The organism is Mycobacterium marinum (assembly GCF_003391395.1).
Taxonomy (GTDB): Bacteria; Actinomycetota; Actinomycetes; order Mycobacteriales; family Mycobacteriaceae; genus Mycobacterium; species Mycobacterium marinum.
On sequence record NZ_CP024190.1, the window covers coordinates 1587835 to 1608644 of the forward strand.

A 20810-nucleotide genomic window follows, 5' to 3' on the forward strand; every position below is an offset into this window, starting at 1 on the left:
GGAGTCAGCACGAGCACAACGGGTGCCTGGCCCAATACCGCGCCACGACGGAGCCCGCCTCGAGGTCGAATTCCAGCGTGGCATTGAGCGCCGACGGCGGATCGGACGGGTTTTCCTGATCTCGGACCGCGGCGATCACACCGTTGACTTGGCGCAGCGCCAGCGCCGCTGTTGCCAGCACGGTGGCCCGATCGGCCACCCCCACGGTGTCACGAAGCTGCGCTGCGATGGCCGGCCAGGCCGGGTCGCGGTCGCTGCGATGTAAGTCGGCGCACCGCAGGCAGCTGGTCACACCGGGAATCACCAACGGTCCGACCAGCCCGGTGCCGTCGCGAACCCGAACCGGCAGGTGCGCGATGCCCTCCCTTTGCAGGTCGCGTACCAGGCGCGGCTCGGCCACCAGGTTGTCGGACAACACCACCAGATCCACGGCGCTGCGGGTGACCGCCGCGTGTGGCTGACTGCTTTGGCCGATTCGTGCCCCCGAGCAACGCAGCGCCTGCACCAGCAGGTCGGACAACGGCCCGCGGCCGTGGATCCGGATTGACGCCGTTCGGCCGGTCCGATCCCGGTGCCGGCGGGTCGCGACGCCGGCGCCGACCAGTTGGCTGACCAGGTTGGCCACGTCACCGGGCACCCATCCGCGGCCGGTGGCGTGGCGTTGCAGTTCGGTGATCGGTATCGGTGATCGCATGGACCGCAGCAGTTCGGCGACCGCCGTCGTCGTCAGCCCCTCTGGCGGGCGGATCAGCACGGCCCGTTGCGGATCCCAGCCCACCTGCACCGCACCGTCGGGACGCAGCAGCACCGGCATCGCCGGATCCAGCGAGTACAAGGCGGGCATGACCCGAGACTGTGCCAGGCCGGCCGGGCAGACCCCGCTCAGTTATCCACAGGACCGGAGCCCGGGTCCTCCCGGTTGCGCATGTCGCGGTCGAGCTCGGCTTTCAGGTCGGAAAGTGCCTCGTCGATACCGGAGGTGTCGCCCCCGATGGTCCGATCGATGAATGCCGCCGGGTCATCGAGGTCCTCGATGGAGGGCAGCAGGTCGGGGTGCTGCCAGACCGCGTCGCGCGCGTCGATACCGGCGCCCTGAGTCAGCCGGTCCCATAGGGCCGCGGCCTCGCGCAGTTTGCGGGGCCGAAGTTCCAAACCGACCAGTGTCGTGAAGGTCTGCTCGGCGGGCCCGCCACTGGCCCGGCGGCGACGAAGTGTCTCGCTGAGCGCGGCGGTGCCCGGAATCCGGTCACCGAGTGCATCGGTCACCACGGTCTGGACCCAGCCTTCGATCAAGGCCAGCAGTGTTTCCAGACGCTCGAGCGCCTGGGTCTGCGCCGGGGTTGCCTGCGGCTCGAACACCCCTTGGCTCAACAACTGCTCCATGGCCGCCGGATCGCCCAGCGTGGCCGGGTTGAAGTCGCGGGCCAACTCCTCGATGCCGCTCATGTCGATCTTCATGCCCGCCGCGTAGGCCTCGACCGCGCCCAGCAACTGGCTGGACAGCCAGGGAACATGGCTGAACAGACGATGATGCGCCGCCTCCCGGGCGGCCAGGAAGGTCATGATCTCGCTGCGCGGCTGTTCGAGGCCGGAGGCAAACGATTCGACGGCCTCGGGAAGGATCGCCGCCACGCCCTTGGGGCCCAACGGCAGACCGATGTCGGTGGAGGTCAGCACCTCACGGGACAACCGGCCCAACGCCTGGCCCAGCTGCGAACCGAACGCCATGCCGCCCATCTGCGACATCATCGACAGCAGCGGTCCGGCCATGCTCTTGGCTTCCTCCGGCAGCGAGGATGCCCACACCGACGAGATCTGCTGGGCCATGGGATCGCACAGCCGCTTCCAGACGTCCATGGTGTTGTCGACCCAGTCGGTGGGGCTCCAGCCCACCGCCTTGGCGGTACCGGCGGGCAGCGAGGTCGCCCCGTTGAGCCAGGTCTCAGCCAGGTGTACCGCATCGGAGATAGCAGAGTTGGTCGCGTCGGGGATGGGCGCGATGAAGCCGATCGAGCTGGCGGCGACTTGCCGGGCCAGCTGGTAGTTGACCGGGCCCGAGCTCTGGCCCGAGGTCATGGCGCTGCCGACGCCGCCGAACATTTCGCCCAGGCGGGTGAAGATCTGGCCCAGATCGGCCATGCCAAAATCCCCGCCGATGCCGAAGGCGCCCAGCGGGTTGGCGTCCGACCCAGACTCGGGATCGTTGTTACCGGGCTTGTCGCGCCCAGATCGATCGTCGCGGGGGTCGTCTCCGGAGGAGAAGCCGAAAGGCAGGTCAGCCATAACCCCAACGGTACCTACCAGGGGAACAGAAAGCGCGAGGCACCGTCATGCTTGTAGCTGAACCGGCACCTGCTAAGTCCGTCTAGTGTATGCGGCGTGAACAGGCGGATATTGACGTTGATGGTGGCGCTGGTACCGATTGTGGTGTTCGGGGTGCTGCTAGCGGTGGTGACGGTGCCGTTTGTGTCACTGGGCCCCGGCCCCACCTTCGACACCCTCGGCGAGGTCGACGGCAAGCAGGTTGTCCAGATCGAAGGTACCCAAACGCACCCGACAACGGGTCACCTCAATATGACGACCGTGTCGCAACGCGATGGGCTGAGCCTGGGTGAGGCCCTAACCCTGTGGTTGTCCGGGCAAGAGCAGCTGGTGCCGCGCGACCTGGTGTATCCGCCGGGTAAGTCGCGCGAAGAGGTCGACAACGCCAACAGTGCGGATTTCAAGAACTCCGAGGAAAGCGCCGAGTACGCGGCCCTGGAGTACCTGAAGTACCCCGACGCGGTGACGGTGGCCACCGTGAGCGAGCCCGGTCCGTCCGCGGGCAAGTTGAAGGCCGGCGATGCCATCGACGCGGTCAACGGCACCGCGGTGGCCAATGTCGAGCAGTTCACCTCGATCTTGAAGGAGACCAAGCCCGGCGATGTCGTGGTGATCGATTTCCGCCGGAAGAACGAGGCGCCGGGCGTCGCGCAGATCACGCTGGGCACCAACAAGGATCGCGACTACGGCTTCATGGGCGTCGCGGTGCTCGATGCGCCGTGGGCGCCGTTCGTGGTCGATTTCCACCTCGCCAACGTGGGCGGCCCCTCGGCCGGGTTGATGTTCAGTCTGGCCGTGGTGGACAAACTGACCACCGGCGACCTGGTCGGTTCAACCTTCGTGGCCGGCACCGGAACGATCACCGCCGACGGCAAGGTAGGCCCCATCGGCGGCATCACCCACAAGATGGCGGCCGCCCGGGCCGCTGGTGCCTCGGTATTCCTGGTGCCGGCCAAAAACTGCTACGAGGCGGCCTCTGATACGCCCAGCGGCCTGCGGTTGGTGAAGGTCGAAACGCTGGGCCAAGCGGTGGACGCGTTGCACGCCATGACCGCGGGGACTGCGACGCCGAGTTGCTAGCACCCGGGGGTGCGTAGAGTTGTGACCGTCTAGACAAATCTCTAGCAGCCGGTCGGGAAACGTCTCGTGGAACGACGGCCTTCAAAACGGCGCCAGCCAAACCGAGCAGGGAGCGTAGCTAGTGGGGATGCGGCCCACCGCAAGGATGCCGAAGCTGACTCGGCGCAGCCGGGTTTTGATCTTGATCGCTTTGGGTGTGATCGCGCTGTTGTTGGCGGGTCCGCGTCTGATCGACACCTACGTCGACTGGCTGTGGTTCGGCGAGCTTGGCTATCGCTCGGTGTTCACCACCGTGCTGGTCACCCGATTCCTGGTCTTTCTGGTGGCCGGAGTGCTGGTCGGAGGCATTGTCTTCGCCGGGCTGGCGCTGGCCTACCGCACCCGCCCGGTTTTCGTGCCGAACACCGACAACGATCCGGTGGCGCGCTATCGCACCGTCGTACTGGCTCGGCTGCGGCTGTTCGGGATCGGGATACCGGCGGCGATCGGCCTGTTGGCCGGGATTGTCGCCCAGAGCTACTGGGTTCGGATCCAGCTGTTCTTGCATGGCGGTGACTTCGGGATCACCGACCCGCAGTTCGGCAAAGACCTCGGCTTCTACGCCTTCGAGTTGCCCTTCTACCGGCTGCTGCTCAGCTACTTGTTTGTCGCGATCTTCCTGGCGTTTGTGGCCAACGTGGTGTCGCACTACCTGTTCGGCGGCATCCGGTTGACCGGCCGCAGCGGCGCCCTGAGCCGCTCGGCGCGCATTCAGTTGGTCAGCCTGGTCGGGGTGCTGGTGCTGCTCAAAGCGGTCGCCTACTGGTTGGACCGCTATGAGCTGCTGTCGCACACCCGCGGCGGCAAACCGTTCACCGGTGCCGGATACACCGACATCAATGCCGTGTTGCCGGCGAAGCTGATTCTGATGGCCATCGCCGTCATCTGCGCGGCGGCGGTGTTCTCGGCGATCGTGCTGCGCGACTTGCGGATCCCCGCCATCGGTTTGGTGCTGTTGCTGCTCTCGTCGCTGATCGTCGGCGCCGCCTGGCCGATGATCGTCGAGCAGATCAGCGTCAAACCCAATGCGGCGCAGAAGGAAAGCGAATACATCAGCCGAAGTATCACGGCAACGCGGCAAGCCTATGGGCTGACGTCGAATGTGGTGACGTATCGCAACTACACCGGCGACGGCGAAGCGACCGCACAGCAGGTCGCCGCCGACCGCGCCACCACCTCCAACATCCGGCTGCTCGACCCGACGATCGTCAGCCCGGCGTTCACCCAGTTCCAGCAGGGCAAGAACTTCTACTATTTCCCCGACCAGTTGTCGATCGACCGCTACTTCGACCGCAACAACAACCTGCGTGACTACGTGGTCGCGGCGCGCGAACTCAACCCGGACCGGCTGATCGACAACCAGCGGGACTGGATCAACCGGCACACCGTGTACACCCACGGCAACGGATTCATCGCCTCGCCGGCCAACACCGTTCGGGGCATCGCCAACGACCCGAACCAAAACGGCGGTTACCCCGAGTTCCTGGTTAACGTCGTGGGCGCCAACGGCACCGTCGTGTCCGACGGTCCGGCGCCGCTGGATCAGCCGCGGATCTACTACGGGCCGGTCATCTCCAACACCCCCGCCGACTACGCGATCGTGGGCAAGACCGGTGCCGACCGGGAATACGACTACGAGACCAGTGCGGACACCAAGAACTACACCTACACCGGAAGTGGGGGAGTGTCGGTCGGCAGCTGGATCTCCCGCACCGTGTTCGCGGCCAAGTTCGCCGAGCGTAACTTCCTGTTCTCCAACGTGATCGGCTCCAACAGCAAGATCCTGTTCAACCGTGATCCCGCGCAGCGGGTGGAGGCGGTGGCGCCGTGGCTGACCACCGACAGCGCGGTCTACCCGGCGATCGTCAACAAGCGGATGGTGTGGATCCTCGACGGCTACACCACCTTGGACAACTACCCGTACTCGCAGCTGACCTCGCTGTCGTCGGCGACCGCGGACTCCAACGAGGTCGCCTTTAACCGGCTGCTCCCGGACAAGCAGGTCTCCTACATCCGCAACTCGGTGAAGGCCACCGTCGACGCCTACGACGGCACCGTCACGCTGTACCAGCAGGACGAGCAGGATCCGGTGCTCAAAGCCTGGATGCAGGTCTTCCCCGGGACGGTCAAGCCCAAGGGTGACATCAGCCCCGAGCTCGCCGCGCACCTGCGCTACCCCGAAGACCTGTTCAAGGTGCAGCGCATGCTGCTGGCCAAGTACCACGTCAATGACCCGGTGACCTTCTTCTCCACCTCGGATTTCTGGGACGTGCCGCTGGACCCGAACCCGACCGCCAGCAGCTATCAGCCGCCGTACTACATCGTCGCGAAAAACATTGCGAAGAATGACAATTCGGCGTCATATCAGCTGATCAGCGCGATGAACAGGTTCAAGCGCGACTATCTGGCCGCCTACATCAGCGCCAGCTCGGATCCCGCGACGTACGGAAAGATCACCGTATTGACCATCCCGGGGCAGGTGAACGGTCCCAAACTGGCCAATAACGCGATCACCACCGACCCGGCGGTGTCCCAGGACCTGGGTGTGATCGGGCGAGATAACCAGAACCGCATCCGCTGGGGCAACTTGCTGACCCTCCCGGTGGGCCAGGGCGGGCTGCTCTACGTGGAACCGGTGTATGCATCCCCGGGTGCCAGCGACGCGGCCTCGTCGTACCCGCGCCTGATCCGGGTGGCGATGATGTACAACGACAAGATCGGCTACGGCCCCACCGTGCGCGATGCGCTCAACGGGCTGTTCGGGCCGGGTGCGGGTGATGCCGCCACCGGAATCCAGCCCACCGAGGGCGGAGCACCCGCCAATCTGCCGCCCAACAACGCGCCCTCGCCAGAGGCGTCACCGGGAACACCGCCATCACCGCCCACAGCGGTGCCGCCGGCTCCCGAGGCGTCGGTGACGCTGTCACCGGCCAAGGCCGCGGCCATGAAGGAGATTCAGTCGGCCATCGGCGCGGCGCGTGATGCGCAGAAGAAGGGCGACTTCGCCGCCTACGGGGCAGCGCTGCAACGGTTGGACGACGCCATCACGAAGTTCAACAACACCCAGTAGGGGCGAGCTGGGGCTTGCCCTTGTCGCCGCGAGCGTGCGTGTCTGTGCACTGACACGCCGCTTGGGCCGGCATTTTGCGCACGCTCGTGCTGGCCGTGGCCGACGTGGTGGTTGTCGTTACCCATGCATGCGGCGGGCCACTTCGCCGTAGCGCTCGAATCGCCCAGGGTCGCCCAGGGCGTTGTACATCACCAGGCGGGTGGCGATGCCCCCGTATTTGTCGATCAGCGCATCGGCCAGCCCATCCCAGCTGGAGTCGGTGGCAAAGGCATCGATGTGCTCATCGGAGATCTGGGCCATCATGGCGGGGAAATCCCCGGCTTTCTGCTTTTCCCGAATCCGCGCGGTGGTCCCCTCGAACCCGGCCTCGTCCCAGATGAACGCGTAATTGGGCGTGCTTCCGTAGAAGGCCATGCTGGCGCGCACCGACTCGCGTTCGATCGCACGCTCCTCGTCACTGTCGCCGACGATGGTCATCACCGGCACGATGACGGCGATGTCCGCCGGTGAGCGCCCGGCTTTCGCGGCGCCCTTGGCGACGTTGGGCACGACATGGCGGGTGAGGTAGCCAAGCTCGCCGAGCGGGTGGATGTGTACCCCGTCGGCCACCTCGCCCGCCATCCGCAGCATCCATGGATTCACCGCTGCGATATCGACTTTGGGGTCGGGGGCATCGATGGGGCCCGCGCTCCATTGGGGGGTGATGAAGTCGAGATCGTAGAAGTCGCCATGGTGGTCCAGCGTCCCCGTGCGGAAGGCGGAGAAACACGCCTTGACGGCGAGCACGTAGTCGCGCAGGCGCGGGCCGGGGCGTTCGAAGGCCATGCCGTAGCGCCGCACCACGTGGGTGCGTACCTGGGTGCCCAGACCGAGCCGGAACTTTCCGCCCGTCGCCTCCTGCAGCTCCCAGGCCGTGGCCGCGGTGACGAACGGACTGCGGGGAAAGGCCACCGCCACACCGGTGGACAGCTCCAGGCCGGGCGCGGCCTGTGAGGCGATAGCGGCGTTGAGATAGGCCGTGCGGCCGGTTTCGGTGAACAGCAGACCGGAGAACCCCGCGGCCTGGGTGCGACGGGCCAGATCGCCGATCTGAGCCAATGGTTGCGGGATCGTCATCACATCGATGTGCACGCCGTCACAGTATGCCCGCGAAGCCGTCGCTGGCGATGGCGCCGCGGGCGGTAGCGCCCAAGACGCCCAGTTGAGCGTCGCCGTCGGGCCGTCTTGCTGCGGGCCGGATTGTTTGTTCGGTGCTGGGCGCCGACGGCGCCGCGTTTCCAGGCGTTTTCGGGCCGCGCGGGCCGCTGAGCGTGCGATTTGGAGAGCCCCGTACGTGTTCGGTAACCTTGCATTCACCAACGCGGGGTGGAGCAGCTCGGTAGCTCGCTGGGCTCATAACCCAGAGGTCGCAGGTTCGAATCCTGTCCCCGCTACCAGGTGAAATGGCTCCCGGAGGACTCTCCGGGAGCCATTTTCATGCCCGATGGGAACACTTTTGGGAACATTAGGGTCGCTAACGGGTTGTGCGATTCCGGTTCATGCTTGACGTTTGGGTTCCGGTTGCTGTTTGACGGTTTGGGGACGCGGTTTCGGTAGGTGTGCAGCCGATGCGTTTGATCAGCTTGTTTGCATATTGAGCGAGTGCAACCGCGCGTCTCCCGCGCCAGAGCAACTCGCGACGGCACCCGCCGGCAAGTCCACCGGCGACCATCTGCCAGTGTGGTGGGCATGACTGCAAAGAAGCCTGAGATCGACTTTCCCGGCGGGGAGCCGCCCACCGACCTGGTCATCACCGACGTCGTGGAGGGTGACGGTGCGGAGGCCACCTCCGGCAAGACGGTGGTCGTGCACTACGTCGGGGTGGCCCACTCCACCGGCGAGGAGTTCGACGCTTCCTACAACCGCGGTGACCCGTTGATGTTCAAACTCGGCGTCGGCCAGGTCATCCAGGGTTGGGACCAAGGCGTGCAGGGCATGAAGGTCGGCGGCCGCCGACAGCTGCATATCCCCGCCCACCTCGCTTACGGCGACCGTGGCGCCGGAGGCGTCATCAAGCCCGGCGAGTCGCTGATCTTCGTGGTGGACCTGCTCGATGTCAGATAGCAAATGAGACCAGGCGAACATTCGAAAGCCCCTGGCCGCTAGCCCAGCGGCCGCAGGTTCGAATTCGGTCCTCGCTACCAGCGAAGATGGCCCTCGGAGGAGACTCCGGGGGCCATCTTCATGCGTTCTGCGAGCGTGACCCCGGTGCATTCGCGCCGGCGAGCGCGCCTGACCCCGCAGCGGCGCGGCCGCTACCTACAATTGCCCAAGCCCGCCGACGGCATGTCCAAGAGCGCCAGCGGGCGTGAGTGGCGCGTAGGTCATCAGCTCGATCGACGGTGAAGTGGAGGGCCGCGATGGCGCATGACGCGACGGCGCATGACCCGGGCGAAAACCTGGACCGAACCCGACTGCCGCTGCCGGATACACCTACCGGCGGCTATTCCGGCAAGACGGTCGCCGAGTCGAAGATGGCGACCATCACCCCCATCCGGCCCCCGCAGGGGGCGCCGAACGTGGTGATCGTGCTGCTCGACGACGTCGGCTTCGGCGCCACCGCAACATTTGGTGGGCCGGTTGAAACCCCGGCCGGTGACGCGTTGGCCCAGGAAGGGCTGCGGTACAACCGTTTCCACACCACGGCGCTGTGTTCGCCCACCCGGGCCGCGTTGCTGACCGGTCGCAACCACCACGTCGTCAACACCGGAACCATCACCGAGTTTGCCACCGGCTACGACGGCTACAACTGCATCATCCCGAAATCGGCGGCGACCGTAGCCGAGACGTTGCGACAGAACGGCTACAGCACAGCGGCTTTCGGTAAATGGCACAACACTCCGGTATGGGAAGTCAGCGCGGCCGGACCGTTCGATCGGTGGCCCACGGGCATGGGCTTCGAAGAGTTCTACGGGTTCATGGGGGGTGAAGCCCACCAGTACAACCCGGGTCTGTATCACGGCACCACGCCGATCGAACGGCCCGAAGACGCCGAGGACTATCACCTGAGCACCGATCTCGCCGATCGCATGATCGAGTGGGTCCACCGGCAGCAGGTCATGGCGCCGGACCGGCCATTCTTTGTCTACTGGGCGCCCGGCGCGACCCACGCGCCCCACCATGTGGCGCCGGAGTGGAGCGATCCGTTCCGGGGCCGCTTCGACCAGGGCTGGGACGTGCTGCGCGAGGAGATCTTCGCCCGGCAGAAGCGGTTGGGGGTGATTCCCGCCGATGCCGAGCTGACCGAGCGCCACGAGTCGCTTCCCGCGTGGGACTCGCTGCCCGAGCAGCGCCAGCGCATCGCATCGCGACTGATGGAGGTATATGCCGGGTTTCTGGCCCACACCGACCATGAGGTCGGGCGAATCATGGACGCCCTCAAAGAGATTGACGTATGGGACAACACGCTGTTCATCTACATCATCGGTGACAACGGCGCCGCCCCCGGGGGCGGGCTCGGTGGCGTCTTCAACGAAATGGTCACCCTCAACGGCCTCCAGGAGGACGTCGATGTGGTGCTGTCGAAGATGGACGAGATCGGCGGGCCGAGGGCCAGCAACGAGTATCCGGTCGGATTCGCCTGGGCCATGTGCACGCCGTTTCAGTTCACCAAGCAGTTCGCCAGCCATTTCGGCGGCACCCGCAACCCGATGATCGTGAGCTGGCCCGCGCGGATCACCGACCGCGGCGGGCTCCGTTCGCAGTTTCACCACGTCGTGGACATCGCACCCACCATCTTGGAGGCCGCGGGCATCCCCGCGCCCGAGATCGTCAACGGGGTGGCGCAAAAGCCCCACGACGGGATCAGCCTGATGTACACGTTCGACGACGCGGAAGCCGCCGATCGTCGCCGCACTCAATACTTCGAGATCGGCGGTCTGCGCGGGATCTACCACGAGGACTGGATGGCCTGCACCTACCACGGTCGCATCCTGTGGCGACCGGGGGCGCTGCCCGCGTTCTCCGACGATCGCTGGGAGCTCTATGACCTGTCGCGCGACTACAGCCAGGCCGTGGACCTTTCGGCGCAGTTCCCCGACAAGCTCGACCAACTCAAGGCGCTGTTTGACGCCGAAGGCGTGAAGAACAACGTCTTTCCGCTCGATGACCGGGGCCGCCTCGCCCGCGCGCTGGAGCCCCGGCCCACGATCTTGGGATCGCGGACCTCGATCTCATTCCGCCAGGGCGTCACCCGCATCCCCGAAGACATCATCCGCAGCGCCTTCAATCGGTCGTATTCGATCACCGCGGTCATCGACACCCCCGGCGGCAGCGCGGTCGAAGGGGTGCTGCTGGCGGCCGGGGGATACTTCGCCGGCTTGTCGCTGTATGTGCAGCACGGGATCCCCAAGTTCACCTACAACTATTTCGGGTCGACCTACACCACCGTCGCGGCCACCGAGGCCCTGCCCGCCGGCAAAGCCACCGTGGCGATGGAATTCGACTACGACGGCGGCGGTCTGGGCAAGGGGGGACTGGTCAGACTGCTGCTCAACGGACGTGACGTCGGGCAATCTCGCATCGAACGGACCGTGCCGCTGGGCTTCAGCGCCGACGAGGGCGTCGACATCGGCATGGACTGCGGGACCCCGGCCGCGGACACCTACGAAGGCACCTTCGTGTTCAACGCCACGATCGAGCAGGTGACCATCCAGTTGCGCTGATCCGCCGCCCGATGCGGCCACGCCGGCGCGACTGTTGCCGAGTCCGCCCCGGCCCGCAGGCCTGGGCGGTATTGTCGACGGCGTCCCTTTCCCGGTTGGCTTTGGCATGCAGATGGATATCTCGACGGCAATTCCCAGTCCCGAGCTCGAAGCGCTGTCCCGCCGATACGCGGCAGCGGTCGATCACCGAGACAGTGCTGCCCTCATCGAGGTGTTCACCCCCGATGCGACGATGCGAATCCACCGCCCCGGACGTGAACCCGCACTGCTCACCGGTCACAGCGAGCTAGCGGGGATCATCACCATCGTGGCACGCTTCCCGCGCACCGTACACCTGGTGGCGCAAAGCCTCTACGTCATCGAAGGGCAGACGGCCAGCGGCGAAGTCTATTGCACCGCGAACCATTTCAGTGAGAAGCAGGGTGCCTGGCGTAACCACGTGATGTACATCCGCTACCTGGACCGGTATCTGCTCGGCGGCGACGGGGCGTGGCGGATCTCGCACCGCACCGTCGCCATCGATGCCACCGAGGACCGTCCCGTGTCGATCACCGAAGGCGGGGCATGACTTCGGTGCAGCTGTCGATGGGGATCCCCTCATTTTCGGCCGAGGCGCCACCGAGCTGGGAACACCTGACCGACTGGGCGCAACTTCTCGAGGGCTGTGGGTTTGATCGAGTGCTGGTTTCCGAGCACATCGCGTTCGGCACGCACATGGACGCCTACGCAAATCCCGCGACGGGGGGAACCGCCGGTGGCCGCCAGCCCACCGGCCCGGACGGCCACTGGTTGGAGCCGTTGACCACGCTGACTTATCTTGCCGCTCGCACCGAACGAATCCGGTTGGGCACCAACATCCTGCTCGCCGCGCTGCGGCCCGCGGCGGTGCTGGCGAAAACCCTGGCCACCATGGATGTGCTGTCAGGTGGGCGCATCGACATCGGTGTGGGCGTGGGCTGGCAGCGCGAGGAATACGAGGCCGCCGGTGTCGACTTCGACCGCCGCGGGGCGGTTCTGGATCAGACCCTGGAAGTGTGTCAGCGCTTGTGGCGGGAGAACGAGGTCAGCTTTGAGTCTGCGGGGCTGAATTTCGAGCGGATCCATCAGATGCCCAAGCCCGCGCAGCCGGGGGGAGTGCCGATCTGGGTGAGTGGGACGGTCAACCGGGCCGTCGCCCGCCGGCTGGCGCGCTTCGGAGCGGGCTGGATTCCCTGGGGTCCCGACGCGCGCGATGTCGCCGCGGGAATCGCGCGGATGCGCGCGGCGGTGGCACATGCCGGTGGCGACCCGAACGGTTTCGGCGTAGCGGGCGCGCTGCGGGTCAAAGCTGATGCGGATGGCCGACCCGACCTGGCCGACGTGGCCGAGCGGGCAAAAACGCTGCGGGACGCGGGCGTCACCGAGCTGAGGATGACCCACTGGCCACTCGCGCCGGAAAACCGCGAACGCGACATCAACGCCGTCGTCGAAGCGGTGCGCGCCGCCACCGGCGGCTGAGGCCACTTGCGCCGGGGCCCAACGTTCGTCGCCTCAGCCGAGAGGGCACCCTAGCGCTCTGTGCTGATCGCCGGCGGATAAGGCAGATCGGTGCTGGTGTGCGGATCCACCCGCACCGGGCGGCCCAGGTAGGGGAAAGCGCGTTGCGGGCAGGAGGGGCGATCGCAGATCTTGCAGCCCGCGCCGATGGCGGCGATCGCCTCGGTGTCGGTCAGGTCGACCCCGACGGAGTAGATCAGCTTGTCGGCGTGGGCCAGGTCGCATCCCAGGCCGATGGCAAAGCTCTTCCCGGGGCCGAGGTAGCGGCTGGGCTCGGCGGTGGTGGTTCGGGCGATCCAGAAATAGGTCCGCTCATCGGGCATCTGGGCCACCTGGGTCAGGAACTGACCGGGCCGGGCGAACGCTTGGTGAATCACCCACAGCGGACAGTTCCCGCCGACTCGGGAGAAGTGAAATGCCGTGGCGGATTGGCGTTTGGAGATGTTTCCGGCACTGTCGGTGCGGACGAAGATGAACGGGACCCCGCGGGCGTTGGGGCGCTGCAGGGTGGACAGCCGGTGACAGATGGTCTCGAAGCCGACCTCGAATCGGCGTGCCAGTTGATCGATGTCATAGCGCGTGCTTGCGGCCGCGTCCAGAAACGGCCGGTAGGGCAGCAGCAACGCTCCGGCGAAGTAGTTGGCCAGACCGATGCGGGCCACCCCCCGCGCCTCATCGCTGAGCTGATCGTCACCGGCGATGATGCCGGTGATCAGGTCGGCCTGGGTCAGCAGCGCGATCTGCGTGGCCAGCTGAAAGGCGCGCTGGCCGGAATGCAGCCAGCGAGCCAGGTAAAGCGTCTTGGACTCTGGCTGAAACATGCGCTTGGAGTTGGGGTTTAGCGACTGCCCATCGTCGAGCACCACGGTGACGCCGAGGTTGTCGCCGAGCAGCCGCGCCAATTGCGCGTCAAGCCCCCCGAGGTGCAGCCCGTGGCGGCCGAACATCTCCTCCGCGGCGATGTCCAACTCGCCGATGTAGTTCTTTCGGTCATAGAAAAAGTCGCGGACTTCTTCGAACGGCATCGGCTGCCCGGACACCGCCGAAACGTCGGCGGTGGCGCGACTGTGCAGCGCTTCGAGCTCGGCGGTGGCGTCGTAGAGCCGTCGATGCAGGTTGACCAGCGTCTGTCCCACCGCTGGCATCCGGGCCACCAGTTCCTCGATCTGCGCCGGGGTGGCGGGCCCCTCGGCGAAGACCTCACGCAAGTCCGAGACCAGCCGTGCATCGGAGTCCGGCGCGAAATAGTGGGTCGGCAAGTCGAAACGTTCGGCAAGAGCGAGCAGCACCGAGACCGTGATCGGGCGCTGGTCGTTTTCCAGCTGATTGACGTAGCTGGTTGACAGGCCCAGCGCGCGTGCCAGCGCCACCTGGGTCAGCCCGTGGTCCTCGCGGAGTCGCCTCAGCCGCGCCCCGGCGAAGGTCTTTGGCACGTGTGACACCCTACGCGCACCGCCTTTCACAAGATTTGCAAAATCGCGCCGGTGAGGACACAAAATTACGCCCTTATAGGGCATTTACCCCGAATGTGTGGCTGCGTACTGTGCGGTTTATGCGGATGCATGACGTTCGAACCAGGCGCAGCGCCGAAGACTTCCCATGCCGTGAACACCTGGCGTACCAGATCGCCGAGGTGGCGGCGGACCCGGTCGCGGTGCCCGCCGAAACCGAGGCGATGGTGATCAACCGGATCATCGACAACGCTGCGGTGTCGGCAGCCTCGCTCACCCGCCGCCCGGTGGCCGTGGCCCGGGCGCAGGCACGAGCGTATCCGCGGTCAGACAGGGGCGCAAAGGTTTTCGGTATCACTGGGAACCATGCGCCGGAGTGGGCGGCCTGGGCCAACGGAGTCGCGGTGCGCGAGTTGGATTTTCATGACACCTTTCTGGCTGCCGAATACTCCCACCCGGGCGACAACATCGCACCCTTGGTCGCCGTCGCCCAGCACCTCGGCCTGGATGGCACCGACCTGATCCGAGGCATCGCCACCGGCTACGAGATCCAGATGGCCCTGGTCCGCGGAATCTGCTTGCACGAGCACAAGATCGACCACGTGGCACACCTGGGCCCCTCGGTGGCGGCCGGGCTGGGCACCATGCTCGGGCTGGACCCCGACACCATCTACTCCGCGGTCGGCCAGGCCCTGCACCTGACGACGTCCACCCGGCAGTCGCGCAAGGGATTGATCTCCAGCTGGAAGGCGTTCGCACCCGCCTGGGCGGGCAAGGTCGCCATCGAAGCGGTTGACCGCGCCATGCGCGGGGAAGGGGCGCCGGCACCGATCTGGGAGGGCGAGGACGGCGTGATCGCCTGGCTACTGTCGGGCCCCGAGCACACCTACCACGTCGCACTGCCCGACCGCGGTGAACCAAAGCGGGCCATTCTGGACAGCTACACCAAAGAGCATTCGGCCGAATATCAGAGCCAGGCCCTCATCGATCTGGCCCGGCGGATGCGCGGGCGCATCGGTGACTCAGACCAGATCGAGACCATCGTGCTGCACACCAGCCATCACACGCACGTGGTGATAGGCACCGGCTCCAACGACCCGCAAAAGTTCGACCCGGATGCCTCTCGGGAAACCCTCGACCACTCGGTGATGTACATCTTTGCGGTCGCCTTGCAGGACGGCAGCTGGCATCATGTGCGCTCCTACGCGCCGCAGCGGGCGCACCGACCCGACACGGTGGCGCTGTGGCACAAGATCTCCACGGTCGAAGATCCGGAGTGGACCCGGCGCTACCACAGCGCCGATCCGGCGGAAAAGGCATTCGGTGCGCGCGCGGAAATCACCCTCAACACTGGCCAGGTGATCGTCGACGAGCTGGCCGTCGCGGACGCTCATCCGCTGGGGGCCCGTCCTTTTGAGCGCAAGCAGTACGTGGCCAAGTTCCTCGGCCTGTCCGACGGGGTGATCGGTGAAACCGAGCAGCGTCGGTTCCTCTCGACGGCCGAGGGCCTGTCGAGCCTGCCGGCGGGCTCGCTGGGTGGGCTCAACCCGATCGCCGATGCGGGGGTGCTGGACCGGTCCCCGACGATTCCGCCCGGGATCTTGTGATGAAAACGGTGTTGGGCACCGCGGTGTCGGCGACCGAGAAGCGCACCGGGTTTCGCGCTGCGTTGGAAAGTGGCCGGCTGCTGCGATTCCCGGGAGCCTTTTCGCCGCTCGTGGCCCGATTGGTCGCCGAGATCGGCTTCGACGGGGTGTACGTATCCGGTGCTGCGCTCTCGGCCGACCTGGGGTTGCCCGACATCGGCTTGACCACCCTGACCGAGGTCAGCGCGCGGGGAGCGCAGATCGCGGCCGCCAGCGAGCTGCCCACTTTCATCGATGCCGACACCGGTTTCGGTGAACCGATGAGCGCGGCCCGCACGGTGGCCGTGCTCGAAGATGCCGGGCTGGCCGGCTGCCACCTGGAAGATCAAGTTAACCCCAAGCGGTGTGGGCACCTCGACGGCAAGGCGGTGGTGCCCGTCGGCGTGATGGTCAGTCGGCTGCGAGCCGCGGTATCGGCGCGGCGCGACCCCAATTTCATCGTCTGCGCACGCACCGACGCCGCGGCGGTCGAAGGGTCCTCCGCTGCGATCGATCGGGCCAAGGCCTACGCCGACGCGGGCGCCGACCTGATCTTCACCGAGGCGCTGCGCACCCCCGCGGAGTTCGAACAGTTTCGCGCTGCGGTGAATACACCGTTGCTGGCCAACATGACCGAGTTCGGAAAGTCTGGGCTGCTGAGCACCGATCAGCTCCGCGAGATCGGCTACAACGTCGTGATCTATCCGGTGACCACCCTGCGACTAGCCATGTACGCCGTCGAGGTCGGTCTTCGCGAAATCGCCGATGCGGGAACTCAATCCGGACTTCTGAACCGCATGCAGCAGCGCAGCCGGCTCTACGAGCTACTGCGATACGCCGACTACCAGCAGTTCGACTCCAGCATCTACAACTTCGTCCGCCAAGGAGATCGGCCATGAGCACCCTCGACGACACACCGCGAATCTGTAAGGGCCTGGCCGGCGTCGTGGTCGACAACACCGCCATCTCCAAGGTTGTTGCCGAGACCAACTCGCTCACCTATCGCGGATATCCGGTTGAGGACCTCGCTGAGCAATGCAGCTTCGAGCAGGTGGCCTACTTGCTGTGGCACGGCGAGCTTCCCGACGACCAGCAGCTGGCATTGTTCATGCAGCGCGAGCGCGCCGCCCGCCGGTTGAACCGGTCCATGTTGTCGCTGTTGGCGAAACTGCCCGATACCTGCCATCCGATGGACGTGGTGCGGACATTGATCAGCTACCTGGGGGCCGAAGACCCCGACGAGGACGACAGCAGCCCGAGGTCCAACTACGCCAAGTCGCTGCGGATGTTTGCGGTACTGCCCACCATCGTTGCGGCCGATATGCGGCGTCGGCGCGGGTTGTCGCCCATCGCGCCGCACAGCCACATGAGTTACGCGCAGAATTTCTTGCACATGTGTTTCGGCGATGTCCCCGCGAGTGCGGTTGTGGATGCCTTCGAGCAATCCCTGGTGCTCTACGCCGAACACAGCTTCAACGCTTCCACGTTCGCCGCCCGGGTCGTCACCTCCACCCGATCCGACATCTACAGCGCGGTAGCGGCGGCGATCGGTGCGCTCAAGGGGACGCTGCACGGCGGGGCAAACGAAGCGGTGATGCGCGACATGCTCGAGATCGGTTCGGCGGACCAGGCATCGGAATGGTTGCGGCGCAAGCTGGCCCGCAAGGAAAAGGTGATGGGCTTTGGCCATCGGGTGTATCGCAACGGCGATTCCCGGGTCCCGACCATGAAGCGGGCCCTCGAGCGGGTGGCTGGCGTGCGTGATGGCCAGCGGTGGCTGGACATCTACCAGGTCTTGGAGCGGGACATGCTCGCCGTCACGGGAATCATGCCGAATCTGGACTTTCCCACCGGTCCCGCCTACCACTTGATGGGATTCGATATCGGCTCCTTTACCCCGATCTTCGTGATGAGCCGTATTACCGGGTGGACCGCACACATCATCGAGCAGACCGCGTCCAACGCGTTGATCCGTCCGCTCAGCGAATATGTGGGTCCGGCCCAACGCACGCTGAAATTCGCCCGACAGAGACGTTGCTAGGCGGTTCGGCCGAATGCGGGTGACCGTTGCGGCGCCGTACCACGTCAATGCCGGTACCGGCGCTGTCGCAGCTGGCGACGGTGTAACGTCAATCATGAATCCAGTAGCCAGGGCTGACTGGGATGCTTGTGCATTACTAAAGCGCCAGTCTGGGCTTGGTTTTGTTTGTCGATCCTCACATGCGTGTGCCGGGTCTACCCGAAGCGAAGGGACCGCGGATGGATCGCCAATTGTCTTGGCTGGACAAACGGGAGGCGGTACCCGTTCCTTGGTCGCCAATCTTGCCGCGGCAAATTGGGCGCCAAGGTTTTGACCGCACAAAGTGTGCTGTCGCAGGCGCGACGTTGTTGACGCCATGAGCACAACTGCGGCAGCTCGGCGCTTGGCCAGCCCGGTGCGGGTCGCCGTGGCGATCGATCTGGGTGCGCTCCTTGACGGGGCATGGTGGCCACGTACAGCCTCGATATCGCGCGAATTGCCCGAGCTGGTCGACGCCCTGTCCGCACGCCTGGGCAAGATCATCGAGATAAGTGTCAACTGGTCTTCGCTGGACGGCTCACCGGATCTCGACGCGCTGAACCCGCTCAAGAGCGGTGAACCCGGTCGGCCCGCCGGACGCCAGCGGCTGATGAAGATCACTGGTAGTCGGGCCTCGGCAAACCTGCTGGTCGTACCGTGCAGAACCTCGGTTGGCCTGGCGAAGATGATCCTGCGCACGGCCGCGCGGCTGCCCATCATGCCCATCGAACGCGACACCCAGGAATTCCGGACCAGCGACGACGTGGTGCGAGCCGCGCGTGCACAGAGCGCCTTGGGTGGGCAACATCCGCCCGATTGCGAACCTGACCCCGCTGCTCCAGCGATTCCCGATTGATCAATCCGCCCGAACCCCGGGGCGTCGGCGAGCTTACGTGCGGGTACCACAAACTCCGGTCCGCCCAATCCGAGCGACCGTATCGGCAACGCGTCACCTTTGGCGCGCAGTGAGAAAAGGATGGGTGCTATGGCCATGCAGGACAGGTGTGATGCACCACAGGTTCATCCATCCGAGATTCGGATCGGAGACACCATCGGCACCATGGACGACGAACAACTTCCGTTCCTGGTCAAGCTGATCAGCGAGCCGCAGCGAAGTCCGCAGCGGTGGACATTTTTTGGCAGCGACGACCGAGGTCTGCAGCACGTGAGCACCTGTAGCGAGAACCAATTGGTTCGCCGATATGGCAAGGCGTCGTGACGGAGCCGTTATCACCCGATTGCCAGTGCCCCTACCTCGACCGGGATTGAGTCACTAAACTCCGGAGTTCATGGCCATTCGTCGCGCTGTGCTCGCCATCGCCGACATCGGCGGATACACCAACTACATGAATTGGAACCGGATGCACCTGGCCCACGCGCAGTGGGCGGTGGCCGAACTGCTCGAGGCGGTCATCGACGCCGGCAAAGGTCTCAAGCTTGCCAAGCTGGAGGGGGACGCGGCATTCTTCTGGGCCCCCGGCGGAGACGCGAAAGTCGTTGTTTGTGAACGTATCGCGGCCATGCGGCAAGCATTTATGGAACGACGGGAACGGATCAAGAAGGACATCTCCTGCGACTGCAAGAGCTGCGCACAGCTCGATGATCTGTCGCTGAAGTTCGTCGCGCATGAGGGCGAGGTTGCCGAGCAAAAGGTCAAGCGCCGACTTGAATTGGCCGGTGTCGACGTCATCCTGGTGCACCGGATGCTGAAAAACTCGGTGCCGGTGTCGGAGTATGTGCTGATGACCGAGTCCGTTGCGGAATGCCTTGATGAGTCGGTACGCGGCCTCTCGATGCCGCTGACCCACGATTTCGAAGGCATTGGTCAAACGCCGACGTACTACATCGATCTGGCCACCGCCGAGGTGCGCCCCGTGGTGCCCGAACGCGGTTTCGTGAGCCGGTTTTCGGAGATGTTCAAGTTCGAGCTGAAGTCGCTGCCATTCATCCTGGGCGCCAAGCAGGCGTGCGCGGGCTTCCGCAACCTCGATCGCGGCCGAGTCGAGGGACTGCCGGCGGCCTGACGTGGCGCCGCGGTCGTAAGCCCACCCGAGCCTGGCTAGGATCACGGGGTGTCGATTGCGCTGCTTCGTGAGATGTTCGAGAAGATGGTCGTTGCCAAGAACGCCGAGTTGATCGGGCATTACTACGACCCCGATTTCGTGATGTATTCCGACGGGCTGCGCCAGGAATTCGCCGAGTTCAGCGAGGGACACCGCAAGATCTATGCGAGCGCCATCAGCTACGCGATCGAATACGACGAGGACGCGTGGGTGCAAGCCCCCGACCGGGTCGCCGGACGCGTGTGGATCACCACATCGCGGCCCGGGGAAAAGCCGACGCGAATCGAAGTCATACTCATCGCAGCATACCGAGACGGCCGCATCCACCGAATCTGGGAGACAACATGGCCGAGTTGGCGCAACGTGGCCGCGCTCGAAGACTACTGATCGGCTCATCCGGTAGCACCGCGACGACCTGATGCGCGCGCCAGCGACCACCGATCGGGCGGTGGGGGATGAGGCCTGAACCTGCGGCGGTCGCCCGGGACTTCATTGCGGCGTTCTCGGCGGCGGACTTTGGCGCGATGCGAGGTCTGCTCGCCGCCGACCTGATTGCGCACATCACCAACGCCGATGGCGGTGCGGACGTAGTCAACGGACGCGAAGACTATCTGCGCCGTATCGCGGCAATGGATCTGGATGCGGCGCAGTTCCGGGTCGAGTTGACCCAGCCGCCCCAGCCCGTCGATACCGATCGTGTCTTGGTCATGGTCGAGGTCCGTGCCCGTAAGGGCGACAGTGACCAGCTCCAAGACCTGCACAACTACGCGGCCCACTTGTTGCGGGTCGTGCGCGGACAGATCGCAGAACTCCACATGGTCGACGCGAAACCCGCTGAAAGCGCCAGGTTTTGGGTCTAGCG

The 20810-nt window shown here is 65.5% G+C and carries 18 protein-coding genes and 1 tRNA gene; 15 read left to right on the plus strand and 4 right to left on the minus strand.

The window, feature by feature from the left end; translation table 11 throughout:
- Positions 1–4 precede the first annotated feature (4 nt).
- Together CCUG20998_RS06645 and CCUG20998_RS06650 are read right to left on the minus strand one after the other, a co-directional pair.
- Entirely contained in the window at positions 5–844 is an 840-nt protein-coding gene (locus tag CCUG20998_RS06645; RefSeq protein ID WP_020732195.1) for a TOMM precursor leader peptide-binding protein, read from the minus strand.
- 38 nt (positions 845–882) lie between these two features.
- A complete protein-coding gene (locus CCUG20998_RS06650; RefSeq protein ID WP_020732196.1) occupies positions 883–2283 on the minus strand; it encodes a zinc-dependent metalloprotease in 1401 nt (466 codons plus the stop codon).
- Positions 2284–2379: 96 nt separating this feature from the next.
- Here CCUG20998_RS06650 and CCUG20998_RS06655 point away from each other — a divergent pair, with 96 nt between their 5' ends.
- Positions 2380–3402 carry a YlbL family protein gene (locus tag CCUG20998_RS06655; protein ID WP_036457405.1) on the plus strand — a complete coding sequence of 341 codons (1023 nt, stop codon included), beginning with the start codon at positions 2380–2382 and terminating at the stop codon, positions 3400–3402.
- 121 nt (positions 3403–3523) lie between these two features.
- Positions 3524–6511: a UPF0182 family protein gene (locus CCUG20998_RS06660; RefSeq protein WP_020732198.1), complete on the plus strand. Its 2988-nt coding sequence runs from the start codon at positions 3524–3526 to the stop codon at positions 6509–6511.
- Positions 6512–6628: 117 nt separating this feature from the next.
- Here the strand turns inward: CCUG20998_RS06660 and CCUG20998_RS06665 are convergent, their stop codons facing one another.
- Complete coding sequence (locus CCUG20998_RS06665; RefSeq protein WP_020732199.1) at positions 6629–7642, minus strand: TIGR03617 family F420-dependent LLM class oxidoreductase; 1014 nt, start codon at positions 7640–7642, stop codon at positions 6629–6631.
- 228 nt (positions 7643–7870) lie between these two features.
- On the opposite strand from CCUG20998_RS06665, the gene CCUG20998_RS06670 reads away from it, so the two are divergent.
- From CCUG20998_RS06670 to CCUG20998_RS06690, 5 genes are all read left to right on the plus strand, one after another.
- Positions 7871–7947, plus strand: a tRNA-Met gene (locus CCUG20998_RS06670).
- 292 nt (positions 7948–8239) lie between these two features.
- Positions 8240–8614 carry an FKBP-type peptidyl-prolyl cis-trans isomerase gene (locus tag CCUG20998_RS06675; RefSeq protein ID WP_012393240.1) on the plus strand — a complete coding sequence of 125 codons (375 nt, stop codon included), beginning with the start codon at positions 8240–8242 and terminating at the stop codon, positions 8612–8614.
- Positions 8615–8910: 296 nt separating this feature from the next.
- Entirely contained in the window at positions 8911–11214 is a 2304-nt protein-coding gene (locus tag CCUG20998_RS06680) for an arylsulfatase (protein WP_020732201.1), read from the plus strand.
- Between the two features lie 112 nt (positions 11215–11326).
- On the plus strand, positions 11327–11782 hold the full coding sequence (locus tag CCUG20998_RS06685; RefSeq protein WP_020732202.1) for a nuclear transport factor 2 family protein: 456 nt from the start codon (positions 11327–11329) through the stop codon (positions 11780–11782).
- A complete protein-coding gene (locus CCUG20998_RS06690; RefSeq protein ID WP_020732203.1) occupies positions 11779–12711 on the plus strand; it encodes a TIGR03619 family F420-dependent LLM class oxidoreductase in 933 nt (310 codons plus the stop codon). The genes CCUG20998_RS06685 and CCUG20998_RS06690 overlap by 4 nt, the downstream gene beginning before the upstream one ends.
- Before the next feature lie 50 nt (positions 12712–12761).
- Here the strand turns inward: CCUG20998_RS06690 and CCUG20998_RS06695 are convergent, their stop codons facing one another.
- Complete coding sequence (locus CCUG20998_RS06695) at positions 12762–14192, minus strand: short-chain fatty acyl-CoA regulator family protein (protein ID WP_099052623.1); 1431 nt, start codon at positions 14190–14192, stop codon at positions 12762–12764.
- 110 nt (positions 14193–14302) lie between these two features.
- Between CCUG20998_RS06695 and prpD the strand changes: the two genes are divergently transcribed.
- The 8 genes from prpD to CCUG20998_RS06740 all read left to right on the plus strand — a co-directional run bounded on the left by prpD (position 14303) and on the right by CCUG20998_RS06740 (position 20808).
- Complete coding sequence (gene prpD / locus CCUG20998_RS06700; RefSeq protein WP_036457411.1) at positions 14303–15808, plus strand: 2-methylcitrate dehydratase PrpD; 1506 nt, start codon at positions 14303–14305, stop codon at positions 15806–15808.
- Positions 15808–16725, plus strand: a complete 918-nt coding sequence (gene prpB / locus CCUG20998_RS06705) for a methylisocitrate lyase (RefSeq protein ID WP_020732206.1) — start codon at positions 15808–15810, stop codon at positions 16723–16725. Before prpD ends, prpB begins: the two co-directional genes overlap by 1 nt.
- A complete protein-coding gene (locus CCUG20998_RS06710) occupies positions 16722–17867 on the plus strand; it encodes a bifunctional 2-methylcitrate synthase/citrate synthase (protein WP_020732207.1) in 1146 nt (381 codons plus the stop codon). The genes prpB and CCUG20998_RS06710 overlap by 4 nt, the downstream gene beginning before the upstream one ends.
- 406 nt (positions 17868–18273) lie before the next feature.
- Positions 18274–18741 carry a DUF5994 family protein gene (locus tag CCUG20998_RS06715; protein ID WP_240642843.1) on the plus strand — a complete coding sequence of 156 codons (468 nt, stop codon included), beginning with the start codon at positions 18274–18276 and terminating at the stop codon, positions 18739–18741.
- 129 nt (positions 18742–18870) lie between these two features.
- On the plus strand, positions 18871–19104 hold the full coding sequence (locus CCUG20998_RS06720; RefSeq protein WP_020732209.1) for a hypothetical protein: 234 nt from the start codon (positions 18871–18873) through the stop codon (positions 19102–19104).
- 70 nt (positions 19105–19174) lie between these two features.
- Positions 19175–19909, plus strand: a complete 735-nt coding sequence (locus CCUG20998_RS06725; protein WP_020732210.1) for a DUF2652 domain-containing protein — start codon at positions 19175–19177, stop codon at positions 19907–19909.
- 48 nt (positions 19910–19957) lie between these two features.
- Complete coding sequence (locus CCUG20998_RS06730; protein ID WP_012393251.1) at positions 19958–20335, plus strand: nuclear transport factor 2 family protein; 378 nt, start codon at positions 19958–19960, stop codon at positions 20333–20335.
- A gap of 68 nt (positions 20336–20403) precedes the next feature.
- Complete coding sequence (locus CCUG20998_RS06740; RefSeq protein WP_020732211.1) at positions 20404–20808, plus strand: nuclear transport factor 2 family protein; 405 nt, start codon at positions 20404–20406, stop codon at positions 20806–20808.
- Positions 20809–20810: the final 2 nt, after the last annotated feature.

Excerpts from the sequence above, each read along its gene's own strand:
- CCUG20998_RS06645 (WP_020732195.1), bottom strand. The coding sequence starts at position 844 with ATGCCCGCCTTGTACTCGCTGGATCCGGCGATGCCGGTGCTGCTGCGT.
- CCUG20998_RS06650 (WP_020732196.1), bottom strand. The coding sequence starts at position 2,283 with ATGGCTGACCTGCCTTTCGGCTTCTCCTCCGGAGACGACCCCCGCGAC.
- CCUG20998_RS06675 (WP_012393240.1), top strand. The coding sequence starts at position 8,240 with ATGACTGCAAAGAAGCCTGAGATCGACTTTCCCGGCGGGGAGCCGCCC.
- CCUG20998_RS06680 (WP_020732201.1), top strand. The coding sequence starts at position 8,911 with ATGGCGCATGACGCGACGGCGCATGACCCGGGCGAAAACCTGGACCGA.
- CCUG20998_RS06685 (WP_020732202.1), top strand. The coding sequence starts at position 11,327 with ATGGATATCTCGACGGCAATTCCCAGTCCCGAGCTCGAAGCGCTGTCC.
- CCUG20998_RS06690 (WP_020732203.1), top strand. The coding sequence starts at position 11,779 with ATGACTTCGGTGCAGCTGTCGATGGGGATCCCCTCATTTTCGGCCGAG.
- prpD (WP_036457411.1), top strand. The coding sequence starts at position 14,303 with ATGCGGATGCATGACGTTCGAACCAGGCGCAGCGCCGAAGACTTCCCA.
- prpB (WP_020732206.1), top strand. The coding sequence starts at position 15,808 with ATGAAAACGGTGTTGGGCACCGCGGTGTCGGCGACCGAGAAGCGCACC.
- CCUG20998_RS06710 (WP_020732207.1), top strand. The coding sequence starts at position 16,722 with ATGAGCACCCTCGACGACACACCGCGAATCTGTAAGGGCCTGGCCGGC.
- CCUG20998_RS06720 (WP_020732209.1), top strand. The coding sequence starts at position 18,871 with ATGGCCATGCAGGACAGGTGTGATGCACCACAGGTTCATCCATCCGAG.
- CCUG20998_RS06725 (WP_020732210.1), top strand. The coding sequence starts at position 19,175 with ATGGCCATTCGTCGCGCTGTGCTCGCCATCGCCGACATCGGCGGATAC.
- CCUG20998_RS06740 (WP_020732211.1), top strand. The coding sequence starts at position 20,404 with ATGAGGCCTGAACCTGCGGCGGTCGCCCGGGACTTCATTGCGGCGTTC.